Source organism: Sorangium sp. So ce295 (genome assembly GCF_051527405.1).
In the GTDB taxonomy this organism is placed as follows: Bacteria; Myxococcota_A; Polyangia; order Polyangiales; family Polyangiaceae; genus Sorangium; species Sorangium cellulosum_B.
Map to the genome: position 1 here is coordinate 2,862,066 of NZ_CP150324.1, position 21,107 is coordinate 2,883,172.

The 21,107-nt window shown below is 67.9% G+C and carries 18 protein-coding genes; 11 read left to right on the plus strand and 7 right to left on the minus strand.

What is annotated here, in order from left to right; all coding sequences use genetic code 11:
- The first annotated feature begins 4 nt into the window (after positions 1 to 4).
- The 4 genes from WMF11_RS11030 to WMF11_RS11045 all read left to right on the plus strand — a co-directional run bounded on the left by WMF11_RS11030 (position 5) and on the right by WMF11_RS11045 (position 3,990).
- Positions 5 to 778, plus strand: coding sequence for an SDR family NAD(P)-dependent oxidoreductase (locus WMF11_RS11030; RefSeq protein WP_437977428.1), 774 nt, complete (start codon positions 5 to 7; stop codon positions 776 to 778).
- A gap of 79 nt (positions 779 to 857) precedes the next feature.
- Positions 858 to 1,574 (plus strand): SDR family NAD(P)-dependent oxidoreductase, encoded by a 717-nt coding sequence (locus WMF11_RS11035; protein WP_437908371.1) that lies wholly within the window; start codon positions 858 to 860, stop codon positions 1,572 to 1,574.
- Between the two features lie 31 nt (positions 1,575 to 1,605).
- Positions 1,606 to 3,105 (plus strand): CoA-acylating methylmalonate-semialdehyde dehydrogenase, encoded by a 1,500-nt coding sequence (locus tag WMF11_RS11040; protein WP_437551696.1) that lies wholly within the window; start codon positions 1,606 to 1,608, stop codon positions 3,103 to 3,105.
- Positions 3,106 to 3,990: a MurR/RpiR family transcriptional regulator gene (locus WMF11_RS11045; RefSeq protein ID WP_437908373.1), complete on the plus strand. Its 885-nt coding sequence runs from the start codon at positions 3,106 to 3,108 to the stop codon at positions 3,988 to 3,990.
- A gap of 125 nt (positions 3,991 to 4,115) precedes the next feature.
- On the opposite strand, the gene WMF11_RS11050 is transcribed toward WMF11_RS11045, so the two are convergent.
- Positions 4,116 to 5,198, minus strand: a complete 1,083-nt coding sequence (locus tag WMF11_RS11050; protein ID WP_437908374.1) for a transaldolase family protein — start codon at positions 5,196 to 5,198, stop codon at positions 4,116 to 4,118.
- A 106-nt stretch (positions 5,199 to 5,304) separates the two neighbouring features.
- On the opposite strand from WMF11_RS11050, the gene WMF11_RS11055 reads away from it, so the two are divergent.
- The 5 genes from WMF11_RS11055 (at position 5,305) to WMF11_RS11075 (ending at position 12,244) form a co-directional block, all read left to right on the plus strand.
- Positions 5,305 to 5,523 (plus strand): hypothetical protein, encoded by a 219-nt coding sequence (locus tag WMF11_RS11055; protein ID WP_437977429.1) that lies wholly within the window; start codon positions 5,305 to 5,307, stop codon positions 5,521 to 5,523.
- Between the two features lie 520 nt (positions 5,524 to 6,043).
- The gene (locus WMF11_RS11060) at positions 6,044 to 7,735 is read left to right on the plus strand and encodes an Ig-like domain-containing protein (RefSeq protein WP_437977430.1); all 1,692 of its coding nucleotides are present in this window, start codon (positions 6,044 to 6,046) and stop codon (positions 7,733 to 7,735) included.
- Between the two features lie 2 nt (positions 7,736 to 7,737).
- On the plus strand, positions 7,738 to 10,092 hold the full coding sequence (locus WMF11_RS11065; protein WP_437977431.1) for a PKD domain-containing protein: 2,355 nt from the start codon (positions 7,738 to 7,740) through the stop codon (positions 10,090 to 10,092).
- The gene (locus tag WMF11_RS11070; RefSeq protein WP_437977432.1) at positions 10,089 to 11,501 is read left to right on the plus strand and encodes a c-type cytochrome; all 1,413 of its coding nucleotides are present in this window, start codon (positions 10,089 to 10,091) and stop codon (positions 11,499 to 11,501) included. Before WMF11_RS11065 ends, WMF11_RS11070 begins: the two co-directional genes overlap by 4 nt.
- A gap of 197 nt (positions 11,502 to 11,698) precedes the next feature.
- Positions 11,699 to 12,244, plus strand: coding sequence for an RtcB family protein (locus tag WMF11_RS11075; protein ID WP_437977433.1), 546 nt, complete (start codon positions 11,699 to 11,701; stop codon positions 12,242 to 12,244).
- Here the strand turns inward: WMF11_RS11075 and WMF11_RS11080 are convergent.
- The 6 genes from WMF11_RS11080 to WMF11_RS11105 form a co-directional block, all read right to left on the minus strand.
- On the minus strand, positions 12,148 to 12,900 hold the full coding sequence (locus tag WMF11_RS11080; RefSeq protein ID WP_437977434.1) for a hypothetical protein: 753 nt from the start codon (positions 12,898 to 12,900) through the stop codon (positions 12,148 to 12,150). The genes WMF11_RS11075 and WMF11_RS11080 overlap by 97 nt on opposite strands.
- Positions 12,901 to 12,998: 98 nt before the next feature.
- Positions 12,999 to 13,982: an alpha/beta fold hydrolase gene (locus tag WMF11_RS11085; protein ID WP_437977435.1), complete on the minus strand. Its 984-nt coding sequence runs from the start codon at positions 13,980 to 13,982 to the stop codon at positions 12,999 to 13,001.
- 75 nt (positions 13,983 to 14,057) lie between these two features.
- Positions 14,058 to 15,113, minus strand: a complete 1,056-nt coding sequence (locus WMF11_RS11090; protein ID WP_437977436.1) for an AraC family transcriptional regulator — start codon at positions 15,111 to 15,113, stop codon at positions 14,058 to 14,060.
- Positions 15,114 to 15,216: 103 nt separating this feature from the next.
- Complete coding sequence (locus WMF11_RS11095) at positions 15,217 to 16,056, minus strand: RNA polymerase sigma factor (protein ID WP_437977437.1); 840 nt, start codon at positions 16,054 to 16,056, stop codon at positions 15,217 to 15,219.
- Entirely contained in the window at positions 16,053 to 16,955 is a 903-nt protein-coding gene (locus tag WMF11_RS11100; protein ID WP_437977438.1) for a haloalkane dehalogenase, read from the minus strand. Before WMF11_RS11100 ends, WMF11_RS11095 begins: the two co-directional genes overlap by 4 nt.
- A 412-nt stretch (positions 16,956 to 17,367) precedes the next feature.
- Positions 17,368 to 19,029, minus strand: coding sequence for a glycoside hydrolase family 43 protein (locus tag WMF11_RS11105; RefSeq protein ID WP_437551714.1), 1,662 nt, complete (start codon positions 19,027 to 19,029; stop codon positions 17,368 to 17,370).
- Between the two features lie 582 nt (positions 19,030 to 19,611).
- On the opposite strand from WMF11_RS11105, the gene WMF11_RS11110 reads away from it, so the two are divergent.
- Together WMF11_RS11110 and WMF11_RS11115 are read left to right on the plus strand one after the other, a co-directional pair.
- Complete coding sequence (locus WMF11_RS11110; RefSeq protein ID WP_437908383.1) at positions 19,612 to 20,031, plus strand: hypothetical protein; 420 nt, start codon at positions 19,612 to 19,614, stop codon at positions 20,029 to 20,031.
- 449 nt (positions 20,032 to 20,480) lie between these two features.
- Positions 20,481 to 20,858 (plus strand): hypothetical protein, encoded by a 378-nt coding sequence (locus WMF11_RS11115; protein WP_437977439.1) that lies wholly within the window; start codon positions 20,481 to 20,483, stop codon positions 20,856 to 20,858.
- Positions 20,859 to 21,107: the final 249 nt, after the last annotated feature.

Below are 21,107 nucleotides of genomic sequence, written 5' to 3' on the forward strand. Positions count from 1 at the left end.
GAAAATGACTCCGCCTAGAATCGAAACGAAGAACAAGAGCAACAACCCGAGCCGCGTCGCGATGGTGACGGGCGCCGGCGGCGCCATGGGCGCGGCGATCGCGCGCTTCTTGCACGCCGAAGGCCACCGCGTGGTGCTGGCCGACGCAGATCGCGCGGCGCTCGATGCGGTGACGGCCTCCCTTGGCGAAGGCTCCTACCCGCTCCTGTTCGATCTGAGCGACCCGGCGCAGATCGAGGCCGCGTGCGCCGACGTGCGCGAGCGCGTCGGGGCGGTGGAGATCCTGGTCAACAACGCGGGCGTGCTCTCCAACCACAAGCTGGCGGAGACCACTCCGGAGGAGTGGCGCAAGATCATGGCCGTCAACCTGGACGGACCGTACCACCTGAGCCGCGAGTGGGTGCCTTCTATGCGCGAGCGCAAGTGGGGCCGCATCATCAACATGTGCTCGGTGGCCATGAAGACCGGCGGGCTCACGGCCGGCACCGCCTACACGGCGTCCAAAGGCGCGCTCGGCGGGCTCACGTTCTCGCTGGCGCGAGAGCTGGCGCCGCATGGCGTGACCGTGAACGCCATCGCGCCGGCCTACGTGAAGACCAGGATGATCACCGAGCAGCTCACGGAGGAGCAGCGGCAGCAGACGCTGAAGCAGATCCCCGTCGGCCGCTTCTGCGAGCCGGAGGAGATCGCGCACGCCGTGGTGTTCCTGTCCTCGCCCCTGGCCGGCTTCATCACCGGTGAGCTGCTCGACATCAACGGCGGTTTGCACCTGGATTGAGGCCATCATGAGGACCACCGCGCCCAGCATCTCAAGAACCTTGCCCGACAAGGTCGCGTACGTACCGGGCGGCACCGGCGTGCTCGGCGCGGCGATCGCGCGCGGCCTGGGCCAAGCCGGCGCCAAGGTGGTGGTGGGCGGCACCGACGAGCTCAAGCTGCGCGCGGTGACGGACTCGGTGCTCGCTACCGGGGCGGAAGCCAAGGCCGTCGCCTTCGACGCCCGCTCGGTGAAGGACATCGGGCGATCGGTCGACGCGGTCTGCGACTACTTCGGGCGCTGCGACATCCTCGTCAACGCCGTCGGCATTCATCGCGAGCAGAGCGTGCTCGAGGCGACCGAGGAGAGCTTCGACAGCGTGCTCGACCTCAACCTGAAGGCGGCCATGTTCCTGGGGCAGGCTGTCGCGCGGCGTCAGGTGCAGCAAGGGCAAGGCGGACGCCAGGTGCAGATCCTGTCCGTGCGCGCCTCGCTGGCCCTGCGGGGTAAAGGCTATTCGGCCTACACCTCGAGCAAGGGCGGCCTGGCCATGATCGTCAGACAGCACGCGGTGGAGCTCGCGCCGCATCGCATCAACGTGAACGGCGTGGCGCCGACCTTCGTGCAGAGCGAAATGGCGCAACACGTCCTCAAGAACCTCGAGCAACGAGCCAAGCTGCTCGAGCGCATCCCGCTCGGTCGCGCCGCGGAGCCGGAGGACGTCGTCGGACCGACGCTGTTCTTCTGCGGCCCAGGCAGCGACTTCGTGACCGGGCAAATCCTGTACGTCGACGGAGGCCTGACGGCCTGCCAGTAGCGCGGCCCGAGCCTCGATAGGTAACGAAGACATGATCAAGAAATTGCAGAACCACGTGGGCGGCAAGATGACGGACAGCTCCACTCAGCGCTGGGGCGACGTCTTCAACCCGGCGCTCGGCGCCGTCACGAGCAAGGTGCCGATGTCGACGGCCGCCGAGGTGTCGAGCGCCGTGGCCGTCGCCAAGCAGGCATTCGAGAGCTGGTCGGCGACGCCACCGGTGCGGCGCGCGCGCGTCATGTTCGAGCTCAAGGGCCTGATCGACCAGCACATGGACGAGCTGGCGGGGCTCGTCACCGCCGAGCACGGCAAGGTGCTGGAGGACGCGCGCGGCTCCGTGACGCGCGGCATGGAGGTCGTGGAATTCGCCGCCGGTATTCCGCAGCTGCTCAAGGGTGAGTACTCGGAGGGCGTGGCGCGCGGCGTCGACAGCTGGTCCTTTCGCCAGCCGCTCGGCGTTTGCGCCGGCATCGGGCCGTTCAACTTCCCGGCCATGATCCCGCTGTGGATGGCGCCGATCGCCATCGCCTGCGGCAACACCTTCGTCATGAAGCCGTCGGAGAAGGTGCCGTCGCTGTCGCTGCGCCTCGCGGAGCTGTGGGCGCAGGCAGGGCTGCCACCGGGCGTGTTCAACGTCGTGAGCGGCGACAAGGAAGTCGTCGACGCCTTCATCGAGCATCCAGACGTCGCGGCGATCAGCTTGGTCGGCTCCACGCCCGTGGCCGAGAACGTCTACCAGCGCGCGACGCGAGCCGGTAAGCGGGTGCAGGCCCTGGGCGGCGCCAAGAACCACATGATCGTCATGCCCGACGCCGACCTGAGCCACACGGTCGACGCGCTGATGGGCGCCGCCTACGGCTCGGCCGGTGAGCGCTGCATGGCCATCTCGGTGGCCGTCGCGGTCGGCCCGGAAACGGGCGACCGCCTGGTCGAGGCGCTCATCCCCAGGGTCAAGGCGCTCAAGATCGGGCCCGGCAACCAGCCGGGGATGGACATGGGGCCGCTGGTCACCAAGCAACACCTCGAGAAGGTTTCCGGCTACGTGGACCTCGGCGTCAAGGAAGGCGCCAAGCTGCTGGTCGACGGGCGCGGCCTCAAGATTCCGGGATCTGAAAACGGCTTCTTCCTGGGTGGCTGCCTGTTCGACCACGTCACCTCGGCCATGACGATCTACCAGGAAGAGATCTTCGGCCCGGTGCTCGCCGTCGTCCGCGTGCCGACGCTCGACGCCGCCATCCAGCTGGTGAACGCCCACCGCTATGGCAACGGCGGCGCCATCTTCACCAGCAGCGGCGACGCTGCGGACGAGTTCACCAAGCGCATCCAGATCGGCATGGTGGGCGTGAACGTGCCCATCCCCGTGCCGATGGCGTTCCACAGCTTCGGCGGCTGGAAGGCCTCGCTGTTCGGCGATCACTACATGCACGGTCCGGAAGGCGTCCGCTTCTTCACGCGCATGAAGACCGTCACGTCACGCTGGCCGCGAGGCGCCAGCGTCGGGGCGAGCTTCGCCATGCCGACGGTGAAATAAATGAGACCGCGCGAACCTCCGCATCCGGAGACGTACGATCAGCTGGAAAAAGCGATCATCAAGCAATTCCCCAGCCTGAGCAAGCGTCTCCAGCAGATCGCCAGCCACGCTCTCGACAACCCCAGTGAGCTCGCGCTCGATACCATCGCGCAGGTCTCGCAGCGCGCCGGTGTGCAACCCAGCAGCCTCATCCGCTTCGCCAAGGAATTCGGCTTCTCCGGTTACAGCGACATGCAGCGCGTGTTCCGCACGCGGCTGACCGACGCCATGCCGGACTATAAGGAGCGCCTGCGCTCCCTCAACGGCACCGATGGCGCCCCGAGCGAAGAAGCCAAGGACGACGCCAGCGCGCTGCTCGACCAGTTCATCGAAGCGGACATCGACGGCCTGCGCCGGTTGCAGCAGCAAAAGCGGATGGGGCCGCTGCTGGAGCGAGCCTACCAGCTGATCACGGACTCGGAGATCGTGTACCTGGTGGCGCACCGCCGCTCCTTCCCGATCGCCTGCTACCTGGCCTACGCCTTCAGCCAGATGAACGTGCGAAACGTGCTGGTGGACGGCGTGGGCGGCATGTTCATGCAGCAGGTCGGCCACGCCACGAATCGCGACGTCATCCTCGCCATCAGCTCCAAGGCGTATTCGCCGGACGTGGCGCAGGTCGTGCGTGAAGCCAAGCAGCGTGGCGTCAAGATCATCGCCATGACCGACAGCCCGCTCAGCCCGCTCGCCGAGCACGCCGACGTCAGCCTGGAAGTACAGCAAGCCTCGGTCGGCATGTTCCGCTCGCTCGCCGTCACCATTACGTTGGCCGTCACGCTCATCGTCGGCGTCGGCCGCGCCGTGGAGGCCAAGCGCAGCCACAGTAACGGCAAGAAGTCGAAATGATTGTCCTGAAGGCTTCAGGCGTGGTCAGGCGTCAGGCAAGCGGTCGCGGAGAGGTGCGACGACGCGGGGGCGGGCTGCGACGCGGCAGCCCCCCGGGCCCCAGCCGCCGGCCGGCGCTGGTCAGCTCACTTGTCTGGATTCGGAATACGCAGGTCGCGGATGAAGCTGAGCAGCCCGTAATACGCATCGAGGAAGGCGCGCAGCGCGCGGCGGGTGGCGGCGAAGCCGTCGAACTCGGCCACCTTCATGCCCTTGGGATCGTAGGCGCGCCGGAAGTCCTCGAACTGCTCGGAAAGTTCGGTCATCGCTTGAGGCGGAACCGGGTTGTCGATGCGCGGGATGACCGGGACGGTGGAGGCGTTGAACTTGCGCTGCCACTCCGGAGGAATCGTGAGGATGACGTCCCCGCCGACCAGCTCCGACCAGTGCAGGTGATGGCGGTAGGCGGCGGCGAGCAGGCGCGTGCGGTAACCGGACTGCTTGAAGGTCTTGAGCGCGTTCTTAAACACCGCGACGCCGGCCCAATCCAACGTGCCGGGAGTCGGCACCTTGCCCTGTTGTTCGCACACGACCTTGAGCCAGTCGTCGAGGCGGCCGACCATGATGGTGCAGACCGGGACCATGTTGGCCGTGGAATGACCCGCTGCCTCACGGCGCTTGAGCCCTCGTTCGACGGCTTCGGCGACGGCGACGGCCTGCGGCGCCGTGAACGAGACAGTGGCGTTGACGTTGACGCCCTGCGCCGTCACTTCCTCGATAGCCTGGATGCCGGCCGCGGTCGCCGGAATCTTCACCTGCAGGTTGGGGGCGAGCGACGCGAAATGCAGCGCCTGGCTCACGAGCGCATCCGGGCTCTTGTGAAATTCCGCATTGGTCTGGATCGACAACCAGCCCTTCTTGCCTCCCGTCCGCTCGAACACGGGCATGAGCAGGCCGGCAGCCTTCACGGACATCTGTTCCATCAGCTTCCAGGCGATCTGCGCCTCCGTCCACGTGGGCTGCGCTTGAAACAGCTCCTCGACGCGCGCCTTCCAGTCGCCGAACTCGGTCTTGAGCACGCTGGCGATGATGGTGGGATTGCTGGTGGCGCCGACCGCGCCGTGCTCTATGGCATACTTGAGCTCGCCTACCGCGCACGAGTCGCTCCAAAAGTCCGTGGGGGTGGTGGAGGCCATTTCGTGCAGGGGGCTGAGGAATGCGGTGGACATTTTGATATTGGAACATATTTTTTATGAATTGGCAAGACTTGGAATAGGAATTTCGCAGCTCGGTCACCGTGACCACGGCGCCCGCCCCGGGTTGTAACTTCCTCGAATGGAGCGGGACTCGAGCCTCGACGGCCCGTGGTCAGAGCCCAAGAAGGTCGATGTTTTCCCCTGCACGCCGCCCGGCAGCGACATGTCGTACGAGCGAGGGACCGGCTTTGACAACCAGGTCTTCGTCGATCCCGACAGCTACAAGACTTACATGCTCATCAAAAATGGCCTGTGCAATGGGACGTCGACCATCCCGATGATTTCGGCATCAACCTGATCACGGAGATCGATCCGACAAGGGCCGGTCTCGTGGTTCCGTGTCCCCGACGATCCAGGCAATCCGTCGCGCGGGCGCGGACTCTCGTCGCTCGGCACCGCACGCGCCGTGCATTGCCTTGCCAGCGGCGCTGGCCAGCCTGAAGGCACGCATCGCGAACGCGATGAGGGGTGCGTCATCCCCCGCGGGGCGAGGGCATGCTGGCCCGCGTTGTTGTGAACGGTCACGCCGCCTTCACACGGCATAAGTTCTCGAGAACTCGAGCGGTGATTGAGCTTGACGAACAATACGTGAACGTTCACAATCGCTCCTCAACAGGTCACCTCGCGCGTCCGTGCGTCGGCGAGTCCGTGTGTCCGTGCGTCGGCGAGTCCGTGTGTCCGTGCGTCGGCGAGTCCGTGCGTCGGTGGGGCCGCGCGGCAGCGGGCGGACACTGTCGGCTTCAAGCTACCGCGGGGTGACCATCTGTCATGATTTCCGCCTACAGAAGAGGATAGGAATGCATTCGAAGACGATAAGGATGCGTTGGGTGGGCTTTCCTTCGTTCGCCGCTCTGCTCGCGGCGTGTTCCGGCGGCGCCGAGCTCGGCCCGACGCCGGAAGATAACGACGGCGGCAGCTCCGGCGTCACCACATCCGTGGTGACGGGCTCTGGCGGCGGGGCGCCGATGCCTGTGACAGGAGCCACGACCGGCAACTCCAGCTCCAGCTCCAGCTCCACGAGCGGCTCGGGCGGAGGCGCCACGACCGGCAGCGGCGGCTCCGAGCCCATCGGCTCGGAAATGATCACCGCCCCGGAAGGCAAGATCCCGAACATGCCCATGCCGGCGAACAAGATCAACTTGCCGCGCAACAGCTGGCGAGACGGCCTGGTGTCGCCGACGCTCGAGGCGGGCCATCACCAGAACCAGCCGATCGTCATCAACGGCTACGTTCAGGGCGCCGGCAACGCCGAGATCGTCTTCTACGACATCGCCGATCCGACCAACCCGAAGATGCTGTCGCGCATCCAGAGCCCTGGCTTCGATCCCAAGGGAGGGCCCAAGGGCGTCGGCGAGGCGGAGTCGCACCAGACGTCGCTCGGCCGCTATGGCGACAAGTTTTACCAGGTCACCACCTCGGGCACCGGCGTCGACATCTGGGACGTCACCGACGCCCGCGCGCCTCGTCACGTGAGGCTCGTCAAGCTCGACGGCATCAACTACGGGGACTTCACCGACTCCGTCTGGGGAATGTACTGGCAGGGCAGCGTCATCTACGTCGGCGGCACCAACACGGGCCTGCATATCCTGGACGCCGCGGATCCCGAGGACGTGAAGTTCGTCAAGAAGATCCCGATCTCGCAGTTCGGCGGCGTGAGCGCCGGTCCGCTGTGGGCCGTGGGCAATACGCTGGTCATCACGACGCCCAAGGACAACGGCGGCATCGCGACGATGGACATCAGCGATCCGATGAACCCGGTCGCGCTCGACTTCATCACCCCGAGCAAGAGCTACATCTGCGGTCTGTACGGCAAGCACATCTACGTGCAGTCGCCGCTGCGCGTGTGGGACGTGCTGACCGACCCCACCGACATCGGCTCGGCCAATTCACCCATCGCCACGCTGCCCGACTCGGCGTTCAGGGCCATGGGCTACCCCGCCGGGTCCGAGTACATGAGCTTCTCCGACGGCACCCTGTTCCTCGGTCACCTGCGGCCGGACGCCGGCGTCTCCAAGATCGACGTGCGCGACATCCACAAGATGTCGATCAAGAGCCGGGTCTGGGGGCGGCTCGAGTTCACGAACGGCGACGACCAGTTCTCGATCCCGGTCGGCAGCCTGCTGGTGCTGGCCGACGACGAGCTGCCCTACCGCGGCATGGTCATCGCCGCGCACTCGACCGAGCCGGACACCACGCCCCCGGCGGTCGACACGGTGCTGCCGAAGAACGGAGCGACGGGGCTGTCCAGGAAGTCGCGCATCGGCCTCAGCCTCACCGACAACGTCGAGATCGCCACGGTTCACCACGGCAGCTTCATCGTAAGGCCGGTGGGCGGGCAGCCGTTGAAGGGGAGCTTCGGCCTGTACATGGGCATCGTCAGCTTCGATCCCGACGAGGACCTGATGCCGAACACGACCTACGAGATCGTCCTGCCGAAGGACGGCATGAAGGATCTCGTCGGCAACGGCATGGCGGCTGAGTTCAAGTCGACGTTCACGACCGGTCCCTGAGCATGCGCTCGCTCCCGAAGCTCCTCGGCCTGCTCGGAGGCCTCTGCGCGGCGGCGGCCTGGCCGGCCGAGGCGCGCGCCGTCACGGCCAGCGTCCCCGTGCGCGCGCCCTCGCTCGCCGGCGAGGCCGTCACGTTCGACCTGACGATCGGCGACGCGGTCGGCCCCGTTCAGGTGCGCTGGGACATGGGAGACGAGACGCGCACCGAGTTCATGGTCGACGACGTGCAGCAGGTCCACACCTACGCCGCTCCCGGCCACTACCCGGTGCTCGTGACGGTCAAAGACGATGTCGGGTTCACCAGCGTCGCCTTCGTGCACACGGCGCACCGGCCGCTCGTCACGGGCAGCGCTGCGGGCTCGACCGACCTCGTGTACGACCCGCCGAACGCGAAGGTCTACACGGCCAATTACGAGAACGACAGCGTGAGCGTGCTCGACGCGAGCGCGCTGACCAAGGTCGCGGAGGTGCCGGTGGCGCGCGGCCCGGTCGGGCTCGCGCTCACCGCGCAAGGCACGCTGTGGGTGCTGCACCGGGATGCGCACTCCGTCTCCATCCTCGACACCGCGTCGCTCTCGCTGGAGCGCGAGATCGCGCTGCCGTACGCGTCGCAACCGATGGGCCTCGCGATCAGCCCGACCGGGGACGCAGCGTACGTGACGCTGATGGCGGTCGGCAAGGTGCTGAAGCTCGACGTGGCGAGCGGCGCCGTCGTGGCCGAGCTTTGGCTCGGCGGTACGCCGCGGGGCGTCTCGGTGGCGCACGACGGCTCGCAGATCTACGTCACGCGCTTCCTCTCCGAGGACAGCCACGGCGAGGTGGCGCGCATCGACGCGGCGACCTTCCAGGTGAGCACGCGCTTCGCGCTCGCCGCGGACACCACGACGGAGGACACGGACCAACAAGGGCGCGGCCTGCCGAACTACCTGTTCTCGGTGGGGCTCTCGCCCGACGGCTCGTTCGCGTGGGTGCCGGGCAAGAAGGACAACATCTTTCGCGGTCCATTTCGCGATGGGCTCGACCTCACCGACGACAACACGGTACGTCCGCTCGTGGCGCTGCTGAACCTCGCGGAGGGCGCCGAGGACGTCGCGCGGCGCATCGATCTGGACGATCGCAACCTGCCGAACCAGGTCGTGTTCACGCCGCTCGGCGACTACGCGTTCATCAGCGTCGCCGGCTCGGCCCTGGTGGAGGTCCGCGACGCCTACACGGGCGAGTTCGTGACCGCGCTGAAAGAGGCGGGCTTCGCGCCGCGCGGCCTGGCGCTGACCGAGACCAACAAGCTGTTCGTGCACGCGTCGCTCAGCCGCACGGTGACGGTCTACGACGTCGCCGACATCGTCAGCTCGCACGACCTCATCACCAAGAAGCTGACGGAGATCCCGACGGTCGCCGTCGAGAAGCTCGACCCGCAGGTCCTGCGCGGCAAGCAGCTGTTCTTCAACTCGGCCGATATCCGCATGAGCGACCAGGGCTACATCAGCTGCGCGTCGTGTCACTTCGACGGCGCGGAGGACGGGCGAGTCTGGGATTTCGGCAGCGCGGGGGAGGGGCTCCGCAACACCGTCTCGCTGCTGGGGCGGCGCGGCACGGGCCACGGCAACGTCAACTGGAGCGGCAGCTTCGACGAGATCCAGGACTCGGACGACAACATCCGCCACCTGTTCGGCGGGAAGGGCTTCCTGACCGCCGAGCAGCTCGCCGTGGGGACGGTCGGCACGCCGCGCGGAGACAAGAAGGCCGGCCTGAGCCCCGAGCTCGACGCGCTGGCGGCGTTCCTCGGCTCGCTCGACACGTACCGGCCGAGCCCCTTTCGCAACCCCGACGGCTCGCTCACCCAGGACGGCGTCGCGGGTCGCGCCATCTTCAAGCGCCTGGGTTGTGGCTTCTGCCACACGGGTCCCGACGGGACCGACAGCGTGGGTGGCAAGCTGCACGACGTCGGCACCGTGAAGGCGTCGTCGGGTATGCGCGCGGGTGAGCCGCTGTTCGGCATCGACACGCCGACCTTGAACGGCGTCTGGGAGGCGGCGCCGTACCTGCACGACGGCTCCGCGCCGACGCTGCGCGATGTCCTCGTCACGGCCAACCCCGACGATCGCCACGCCTTCATCAGCGGGCTCAGCGAGGCCGAGCTCGGGCAGCTCATCGCCTATGTGCAGCAGCTGGACGGCACCGTCGACGCGGAGGCGCCGAGCGAGGACGATGCGGAGGCGCCGAGCGAGGACGGAGGCTTCTTAGGCTTAGGCTGCAGCGTGACGGGCGGGCCTTCGGACCGTCGCGCGCCGCTCCTGGCGTTCGCGCTCGTGGCCAGTTTGATGACGTTCGGCGCTCGCCGCAGGAGGCCGTCATGAAGCACCTTCCGAGCCTGTGCCTGGTTTCGCTGCTCCTACCGGCATGCGTCGTCGGCGACATCGGCGAGGTGATTGCCACGGACGAGGCGACGACCGACTGGGGCACGCTGCCGCCCGTGAGCGCTCCCGACCCGGAGCTGTCGGCCCTACCCACGCGCGAGGCGCAGTACAGCGCGTTCTGCGCCACGCCGCGCGGCGACAGCTTCTTCCAGGCGGTGTGCGCCACGCCGCGACCGAGCATCACCGACGTCGCCAGCTTGCTCAAAGTCGCGAAGCTCGACGAAAATCGCGCCTTCGCGCTCACCGGCAACTCCACCTCGCTCGTGAAGAGGGCCGTCTCCTCCATCAATCCGCGCCTCATCGTCTTTCCGCGCGTGACCGAGATGCGCGAGAGGCCGGCTGAAATGACCGCGCTCGGCTTCGTTCGCGGCGAGCCCTTCGTCGAGATCGTGAGCCGCGACCTCTCGACCGGTGACTACAACTTCTACCTATTGACCTTCGAGCGACAGTGTGACTACGACGGCGGCTGCGATCTCGCGAGCCTGCTCACCGAAGAGATAGAGCACGGCTGGACGGCGTTCAGCATTTACGGCGAGGAAGACGTCGAGAACACCTCGTTCGACTGTCGCTCGTGCCACCAGCCCGACGGCTACGGCGCGAAGAAGATCTTGCGCATGCAGGAGCTGGAGTTCCCCTGGACGCACTGGTTCCCGCAGCGCTTCGTGCAGCGCACGGACTCCGATCGGGTGCTCACGGCGCAGTTCCTGGAAGCCCACGCGCACGACGCGCAGTACGGCGGCATCCCCATCGCGACCATCCAGAATGCGATCGACGAGGGCAGCGGGGCGCAGCTCGAGGCGTTGCTCGTGGCCGAAGGCCAGGCGGCGCAGCCGAACGCGTTCGACCCGCGCATCGAGGCCGAGGCCAAGGCCGGCCCGTCGAGCCCGATCTGGGAGAAGCAGTTCACCGTGTCGCTGGCGGGTGATTCGATTTCGGTGCCTTACCCGCTCGTGGACGTGACGGATCCCGCGCTCCGTGCGGAGCGGACGAGGTCCTACCTCGACGTGGTGACGGGCGCGGCCCCGCGACAGTCCCTGCTCGATCTGCGCGACCTCTTCTCCGCAGACGCGAAGGTGAAGCTCGGCCTGGTGCCGCCGCCGGGAGCGAGCGGGCGCGCCGTGCTCACACAGCTCTGCTCGCGATGCCATGACGGCCGCTCGAACCCGGCGCTGAGGCGCTCCGCGTTCAACGTGAAGAACCTGGACGCCATGCCGCGAGAAGTGAAGGACGCGGCCATCCTTCGGCTGCAGGAGCCCGCGACCTCGCCGCTGCGCATGCCGCCGTGGCGCGCCGCCGACAGTCTGCCCCCCGCGGAGCTCGCCGCGGCCATCGAAGAGCTGCGCAAGTAGCACTGTCTCCTTCCGATTGACAGGCGCCGTCTGCGCTTCTGGTCGGCGTGGCTCGAGTGCCAGAGCGCCATGCTCGGCGAGGACGCGACACATCGTGCGGATCGAGCAGATATAGCGTTCCTCGAGCGACAGCGTGCGCGGCGATCCGGACTCGCCCTCCTACAATAGACTGTCGGCGGTCCGATGTCTCATTCACGTTGGCACGGAGGGCGCTGCGGGAGGTCCTCGGCCGCGAGGTCACGAGCACGCTCGTGTACGATGCGCCGCACAACCTCATCTGGGAGCCCGACGGGGCCGAGCCGCGCTACTTGCACCGCAAGGGCGCGACGCCCGCCGGGGGACCCGATGGCGAGGGCGGAGCGTTCTCGTACACGGGTGACCCGGTGATCATCCCCGGCTCGATGGGCGACTCGAGCTGGGTGCTGGCGGGCGCAGGGCACGCGGCGCTGCTCGCGAGCGCGTGCCACGGCGCGGGCCGCAGCCTCACGCGCGGCCGCTCCGCGCACACCGACGAGGACGTCTACCGGCGCGCGGTCGAGAAGCTGCACGTCGTGACGCCGCTCGACCCCGACGCGCCCCACGTGCGGCGGCGGCGCGACATCCTCGCGAAGTACCACCAGCGGATGAAGGAGGAGGCGCCGTATGCCTACAAGCCCATCACGCCGGTGGTGCGCTCCGTCGAGGAGGCGGGGATCGCGCGGCGCGTGGCGCGACTCTGGCCGCTCGTCACGGTCAAGGGATAGGGAACACGATCCGAGCGTGCTCCGCTCGCCGGGGCAGGCGCCGGCCGTCGCTCGATCCCTCGGGACGGCGCCGGGGCCGGCGCCCCGAACGCGTAGGACAGGCCCACTTCGGCGCGGAAGGGAACGAGCGGGGGTGGCTGCAGGCCGTGGGTGGACCGGTAGCCCGCGCGCAGTCCGAGCTCGAAGCTCGACCCGATCGAGAAACCGAACGCGAGGTTCGCGTCGAGGTAGCCCCCCATCGGCGCATAAAAGCCGTCGCGGATCCCGTCGTAGATCGCGCGCGCGCGATCGCTCGCGGCGATGTACGTGCTCAGGATCGCCGTATACTCCACCTCCAGCGCGATGAACCCGCCGCGCTTCCAGTAGCCGCCGGCGAGCCCGGGGTGCGCGCCCATGCTCACGAAGTGGAACGTCTGGTTGTCACCCGCCTGCAGCGGCAGCCCGAGCCGCCCGGCGAGCCCCCAGCCGCCGCGCTGCAAGAGCATCGCGCGCACCGCCGGCTCCAGGCGGAAGGAGTCCAGGTCCTTCACGAGGAAGACCGGCAGCGTCAGTCCGAGTTCGACGTCGAGGCGGCGCACGAAGCGCTCCGTCGGAATCGTTCGTCCGTAGGTGAGCTCCAGATCGGGCGCGGAGTTCCAGCCAATATTGGCGCGCATCGCGTTCTCTTGCTCGCCTTGATACCCGCTGATCGGAGCAGCCGAGGCGACCGCTGGGACCGCCGTGGCGGCGATCGCGGCCGCGATCGCGGCGGCTCTCACCTCGCCCCCTTGTACGCGCCGAGATGAGCGCGAAGGACCTCGATGACACGCTCGGGGTGTCTGTTCACCCAGCCGTGGTCTTCGCCTTCGACGCGGACGAGCTCGACGTCGCAGAAGAGAGGGGCGTGGCGGCTCGCTTGGTGCTCGAACCCGATGACGGTGTTGATCGTGGTCCCGATCAGCGTCACCGGCTCGCAGAAGCGATCGAGGCCGGAAGAGAAATCGAATCTCCACTTTCCGTCCGCCTTCGCCGAGCTCTGCAGATCCCGCATGGCGCGCGCGCCCAGACGGAAGGCCTTGAAGTTGTCGGGGTCGTCCGGATCCTCGTAATAACCTGGCTGCGACCAGCCTTGTCCCAGGGAGAGGAGGAAGTCTGCGCGCGCGTCTCCGTCGGGGCTCATGGCGCCTTCCGACCAACCGAGATCGCTCAGCCCCTCGGCGGTGAGGCCGAACGTGAAGAGCTCGGTCTCGTTCGCGATCGCCGCGTTCAGGAAGCCCGGCTCGCTAAGGACGGCCTCTCCCACACGGTCGGGATGCCTCTGAATGTAGAGCGCCGCGTACATGGCGCCCCACGAGTGCCCGAACAGCGTGACCGGCGCGTCGGGCGAGAAGCGCTGGACGAGCTCGTGGAGATCCTCCGCGTACGTCTCGACGGTGAAGTCCGATGAGGGGACACGCTCCGAGAGGCCGGTGCCCCGCTGATCCCAGTAGACGACGAAGTACCGCTCGGATAGCGCGCCGAGGCCGAGCATGCCGCGCATGTCGCCGCCAGGGCCGCCGTGAAGCGTGATGAGGGTCGGGTTCTTCGGATCCCCTTGCGTGCGAAGGTGAATGCGGGCGCCGTCGCGGAGGGTGTAGCGAGGCAGCGTGTCGTCCTCCGCGACCGTCTTCGGGACGAGGTTTCCCGGCTCGCTCGGGTCCAGGCAGCCCGAACCGAGCAAGAGGCACGTGAGAAGAGATCCGCGGGCGAAGCAATTCATGCCCGAAGCGTACGGATCCGGGCCGCCCTCGGCATTGTGCCGCCACGCCAATCGATTGTCCGCCGGTGCCCGCGGCTACGACACGGAGCGCTCGCGGAGCTGGCCCGGCGTGCTCCCTGTCCACCGCCGGAACGCCTTGTAGAACGCGCTCACATCAGAGAAGCCCACCAGGGAGCCGACCTCGGCGAGCCCGATGGCGGGATCCTCCAGATAGCGGAGGGCGAGCTCTTCGCGTGTCTTCTCGAGGAGATCTCGAAAGGGGAAGCCGTCCTCCGAAAGCCGCCGTTGCAGCGTGCGCGCGCTCAGCCCGAGGCGCTTCGCGACCGCCGCCAGCTTGGGAGCACCGCCGTGCAGCTCGAGGGCGAGCGCGTGCCGCGTGCGCTCCACGAGGCTCGCCTGGGCGGGGGGGAGTTTTTGCGCGATGAGGGCGGCGTGGCGCTCGAGTACGGCGCAGAGCTCGGGGGCGGCCCCTCTCATCGGCGTCGCGAGCACCGCCCGCGGGAGGACGATCGCGTCGTGGGGCGCTCGAAATTGGATCGGACAGGCGAAGATCCGGGTGTATGCCTCGATCTCGGCGCAGCACGGGTGACGGAACTGGATCGCGGAAGGAGACCACGGTGTGGCGGCGAGCGTGCGGAAGCGAAGGACGATGTTCGCGAAGCCGAACTCCGTCGCGACCCGGTGCGGGGCCGCGCCCGGCACGTGCTCCCGGACGATCCGGGCCTCTTTCTCGTCGACCTGGAGGACATGGCGCACGGCTGTGCTGATGACGGCGAAGTGCCGCGAGAACCTGTGGAAGGCGTCACCCACCGTGTCGCTCGACGCGACGACGTAGTCCATCACATCCCAGTGTCCGATCGTGAGCGCCTCCGCGGCACGGAGCCCGACGCCCGGATCGCCGGCCCTCTCGACGACGTCGTCCCAGAGCGCGATCCACCGGCGATAGGAGAGTCGGAAGTCCGGGTCGCGCAGCTCCTCCGGCGCGAGCCCGTGCGCTCGAGCGAGCGCGCTTGCGTCGAGCCCAACGGCCTCTGCGGCTCCGAGCACACTCCGCAACGCCTTCACGCCGACGCTCAGTGTGCGCTCGCCTTCCGGCTTCACGAGCGTGCCGATCCCCGGACGAGAGCTCACGGGGCGAGGTCTGCGCGACACTGCCGAAGGTCGCACGGCCTGTGAGCGACGTCAACTGCTCGCCCGTGCTGCCCGCTTCCATGTCAGTTTACGTCAGCCGTCTTCACGCATCGAAGAGCCTGCTCCCGGGACCGATTGCGATCATGGACCGCACCCGCGCGGCGAGGTCCTCGGGGGAGGTGAACGCGGGCTGCGCGCGGTAGAGCTCGAGCGAGCGGCGCACGGCGCGGATCTCGCCGAGGGCCTGCAGCGCCTCGAGAGAGGTCCGCTCCGTGGGCTTCGCGTGAACCAGGCCGCGCGGGTTCAGGCGCCCGAGCGCCACGTTGTGGTTCACCTGGAACGCACAGCGACACGGATTCGCCGGATTCGCGACACCGCAGCGCTTCGACACGAACGCGTCGAGCGCCGCGCGCGCACGGGAGAGTCGTTTGCGGAAGGCAGCTTCCGTGATGCCGAGCGCGTAGGCCGCGTCGGTCGACTCGAGCTCGCAGATGCCGCCGAGCACGTAGGCGATGCGCAGCGGCCTGTCGAGCGCCTGGAGCATCGCCTGGGTGCAACAGAGGAAGACCTCTTCCTCGAGCAGACGCGCCTCGGCGCTCGCGAGCACCTCCGCGCCGATGGCGTTCGGCGCCCTGGCGAGATCCTCGTCGACGAGCTGCTCGAAGGTCAGGCGGCGGTACGTCGCGCGTGCGCGGAGGAGGTGTCGGCACGCGACGCGATACGCCCACGTCGAGATCGAGCTCTCGCCTCGGAACGTGGAGAGCTTTGTCACGATGAGGATGAGGATTTCCTGCGTCGCGTCGCGCGCGTTCTCGGGGTGGCCGAGGAACCTGCGCGCGAGGCGGAACAGCGGATCCTGCAGTCCTCGCACGAGCGCTTCGAGCGCCTCTCGGTCGCCCGCGCAGGCGCGGGTCGCCAGCGCGTCGAGGCCCGCCTCGCTCATGACGCCACCGGTCGCGCGTGCGTCGGCGGAGCGAGGGTATCGAGCCAGCCTGCAAGCGCGTCGGCGATCTCCATCGGCGAGTCCTCCTGAGGATTGTGCAGACCGCGCACCGTGACCTCCCGCTGGTTCGGGAACCTGCGACAGATTTCGCGGAGCTCCCCCGTGAGGATGCGGCCCGGCTCCGCGTTCACGAACAGCTTGGGCACGCTCGATGCCGTGAGCCAAGCGACGTAAGCGTCGGCGAGCGCGCAGATCGCCTTTGGCTCTCCGTCGAGGGGCAGCAGTCGCGGCCACGAGAGCGTCGGCCGCCGCCCCTCGCCCGGCACGAGGAACGGACGACGGTACTCGGCGCGCTCTTCGTCAGAGAGCGGACGCAGCATGCTGCCCTCGGAGAGGGTCCGCTCCAGGAAGACATTCTGCTCGAGGACGAGCATCTCGCCCGCGTCGGAGCGGATCGCCTCGAAGAGCTCCCTCGCCGGCGCGGGCCATTTCCCGAGCGGCATCGATCCGACGATCGCCTCCATGTAAGCGACGCCGCGCACGCGATCGGGATGCCGCCGGGCCCAGTCGAAGCCCAGCGCCGAGCCCCAGTCGTGTACGACGAGCACGACGGGCTCCTCTGGCACGACCGCGTCGAACCAGGCCTCGAGGAACCTCGCATGTGTGGCGTACCCGTAGGCTTCCCTGCCCATCTCCGGCAGCTTGTCCGAGTCGCCCATGCCGATGAGGTCCGGCGCGAGGCAGCGATGCCGCGCCGAGGTTGGCCCAAGGAGGTTCCGCCACAGGTACGACGACGTCGGGTTCCCGTGGAGGAACACCACCGGCGCGCCCATCCCCTGGTCGACATAGGCCATCTCGTGGCCCTCGATGCAAACTCTCTTCTTCGAGCTGGTACCCACAGGATCCCGTCCTTCCCGGCCGTACGCACGCGACGTTCAGCCTTTCACTCGGGTTCGAGACGGGGAGCCCGGTCCGTGTGACCGGAAATCGACCTCGGCGCAGCGGAAGGGCGGAACCTGCGATGCGGGCGGTTCTTGGCCGCGAGGTCGCGAGCACGCTCGTGCACGATGCGCCGCACAACCTCATCTGGGAGCCCGACGAGGACGAACTGCGCTACCTGCACCGCAAGGGCGCGACGCCCGCCGGGGGACCCGACGGCGGGGCGGAGCGCTCTCGTACACCGATGATCGCCCCGCCCTCGATTTTTCCTGGGTTTTCGGCCCCGCAGGGGCAAGGCGAAGCGACGGTTATCGCCAACGTGGCAAACGATACCGGCCGTTCGCAGCGATCAGTAAACCGGATCGCGAGCGCCTACCGGCGCCGACGCCCAAGAACGAGCGCAGAAGCGGCCAGCCAGAGAGCGGCGGCGAGTCCGCCGCCCCCGGTGCTCGCGCCCGCCCGGCAAGCGCACGAGCCGTCTGAGTCGTCGCCGGTCGCGTCGTTCCCACCGGTGGGTCCGGCGCTGCCGCTGCTGCCCGCGACGGCGGAGCCCGTCGTTCCGCCGGTGCCTGCGGTGACCGAGCCGCCGCTGGCCGAGGTCGTGCCCCCGGCGGCGTCGCTGCCACCGGTGCCCGAGGTCGCGCCCCCGGCGCCGGCGGCATCGCTGCCGCCCGTTCCCGGGTCCGAGCCGCCGGCACCGCCTCCGCCTCCGTCGCCCCCGTCACCCGGCATGGTGGGTCCGGTAAACCGCCACCAGTTGAACTTGAAGAGGTCGCCGCCGCCACCGACGAACTTCAGGAACAGGTCGTGTTTCCCGCTGCCCCCGCTGACCGCGCAGGTCTTTGTGGTCCAGGCCGACGCGCCCGAGACGTCGCACGTCCCGAGGAGCGTGCCGTTCTGACTGTCGAGGTGGAGCTCGATCTTCGCGTCGCCGGCTGCGGACGATACCCGCGCCTCGAAAGAGGTCACCCCGTCCAGGAAATCGACGTCCTTCACCTTGATGTAGTCGCCATTGCTGATGGACGTGACGTTCATGCCGGCGCCGGTGTCGGTGCACACCTCGGTCTTGAGCCCGGACGAGAAGGCGATGGTCTCGGCCTCGACTTGCTCGAACGGATTCAGCGTGTCGACGGCGGACGGTCCGTTCGTGGACATCATGATCTTCGGAATGCTGCCGTCGGCGCCGTAGGTGAACTCCTCCACGCAGACCGAGCGCTTGAAGTCACTGCCGCCCGGCAATGCGCTGTTGTGATAGAAGAAGTACGAGTGCCCCTTGTAGTCGACGATGCCGGCGTGGTTGGTGTAGGTCCGGCCAGCGCCCATGATGTCGCCGCGGACGGTCCAGGGCCCGGTCGGGCTGTTGCTGGTCGCGTAGCTGATCTTCTCGGTCCCGGCGATGGCGGCGTAGACGAGGTAGTACAGCGACCCTCGCTTGTGGAGCCACGGCCCCTCGGTGAAGCCGTTCAACGGCACCTCGGTGATGCTTCCCGAGGTGCTGATCATGTCCGAGTTCAGCTTCACGTGCCGGAGCTTGGCATTCCCCCAGTACATGTGGGCCTGTCCATCGTCGTCGACGAACACCGTCGGGTCGATGTTGCCGCCTCCGGGCGCCACGGCCAGCTCCTTTCCCAGCGGGTCCATGAACGGGCCTGCCACATTGTCCGATACGCCAACGCCGATCTTCGCGCCGCTGTTGTTGTTCAGCGGCACGTACAGATAGTACTTGCCGTTCCTGGCGATACCCTGCGGCGCCCACGCATTGTCGGTTCCCCACTTGAAGCTCTTGTAGCCCGCCACCGAGCCGTGGTCCCTCCAGTTGACCATGTCCGTGGTGGAGTACAACCTCCAGTCGTTCATGGTGTAGAAGTTGTTCACCGTGACGTCCTCGTCGTGGGACGTGTAGAGGTACAACCTGCCTTCGTGCACCATGGGCGCGGGGTCGGCCGTGTAGAAGGTCTGTACGATCGGGTTGTCCGCCCGAGCGGGGGAGGGGATCGCGGCGACGAGGCCCAGCGCCATCGCCGACAGGGTCATTCTTCTTGCTCGGTAGAACGTTGTATTTAAGCGCACGTTGAATCCTCTCGCGAGCGAATTGCCGGCGCCCCGCACCCCTGGTGCTGACTCGACGGAGGCGCCATCAATGAGAGGATGGCCCGCGCAAAGGCACGCAGGACGACCCTCCAGGGCAAAGAACAAGTATACCCTTTCGAAATGTGAACGATCACATTCCTGGTGTCAAACCCAATCGACCGGCCCGGCGGCATCCTCGATCCCGAAGGGAGGACATCGCTGGCGGGCTCATCCGGCGCGCCGCGTCACGGGGGGCCGGCGGGCGCCGGACCGCGGTGATCGCAGGCTCGATGCGCTCGATGCCGACCTGCGCACGGACGGCTGGCGCTCGATGGCGGCCTGCGCACGGACGGCCGGCGCTCGATGCCGCAGGCGGTCGGCTCCCTGGGTATCGCCTCTTGTGCGCGACGACTCGAGCGCGCGCTCCGGCCAATCACTGGCGCCATCATCGGCCGATTTGGATGGACGTTGTCGATGTGAACGGTCACATTTCGAGCTGCGATGGGGTTGTCGAGCTTGCCCTTTCACCGGATCAGGAGACGCCAGATGTCGATAAGCAGGAAGCTGATGGGGGCCATGATCATGAGCGTCGGCATCGGCTCTGCCGGCGGTTTTGCGGGCGCGGCATGGGCCGCGAGCGAGAAGGCGGATGTCCCCGCGTCCGTCGCCGAGGGGAAGGATTTCGGCTGCGGCGCAAAAGGACAGAAGGCCTGTCCGATGCAGGGCTGGATGAAGACGGTGATGCAGTCGGCGACCACGAGCGGCGACGGCGCGAAGATCGCGTCGGCGCTGGACTATGTCGCATCGAAGCCGCCGCCCGGGATGTCGAAGTGGGTCGCGATATCGAAGGAGGGCGCGGAGAAGGCCAAGAAGGGCGATATCGACGGCGCCAAGGCGAGCTGCAAGGTCTGCCATGATCTGTACAAGGCGGAGTACAAGGCGAAGCTCCGTGACGCCGCCTTCTGAGGCGCAGCGCTCTGCTCTCGCCTTTGTCGAGCGACAGCAACACTCGCTCTCCCGCGATCTTGCACCCTGAGCCAGCGCTCGAACGCGCGCAGCACGAGGCGGGCACGCTCGTGCTGAGCCTCCGAAGCTCGCGGTCCTTCAAACAACGCGCATGCCGCGGGGCCTGAGCTCGCGACCGCAGCCCGGGACCGGCGGAGCGCCCGCGATGCGCAACCATGCGCGAAAGTGAGCGAGGTTTCGCTCAACTACGCGCGCAGGTGAGCGAGGTTTCGCTCAACATGCCCACGCGCAGCTCCGAGGGCCCTCGTATCGTTCCCACGAGGCACGAAGCACCGGCAGGCGTGCGGCGGCCCCGGCCCGCCGGGAATGGCCCGAAGAAGCGGGGGGTTGATGCGCGGGCACCGGCCTTGCTCTGAGGGAGCAGCGAACCTTCACGAGGAGCTGCTCAGATGAAGAACACCATTCGCGCCGCGCTCGCCATCCTGTCTCTTGCCTCCGGCCTCCTGGCCGGCTGCGTCGTGGCCCCCGACGAAACGACCACTCCGGATGAGACGACCGCCGTGACAGAGGCGCTCGTGAACAACGGAGGCGGCGCTGGTTCGCTCGGTTGGTGGTGCGGCGACGACGGGACCTGCACGTGCGAGGGGGGAACGCTGTCGTCAGATTGCTGGGGGCTCTCTCAGTACTGCATCGACAGGTTCGAGTGTCGCATCAATCCGCCGTACCTGTGCTATTGCCACTGGAAGCTCGTGCGGCAACACCCTGGCGTCAAGACGACGACCGGGGTCGTCGGGAGCGGGACGGTCGGGGCTGCGATCAGTCCGTGAGTGCCCTGGGCGCGGTCGTGGCGCAGCGGCGCGCGCGAAAGGCAGGTGCGAGTCGGGTCGCCGATGCGTGCGGGGGCTGATCGTGTCCGGCTCGAGGCGAGCGGCGCGACCACCGGCGGCTGACGACCCACTCAGGGCAAAGCCGGAGGACGAGGCTTGACCGGGGGCGCTCACGCCGGTCCGCCCCTCCGCCGCCGAGATCGGGCCCGGCCAATGGCGAGGCGCCGATCGAGCGGCGCATCGAGAGAG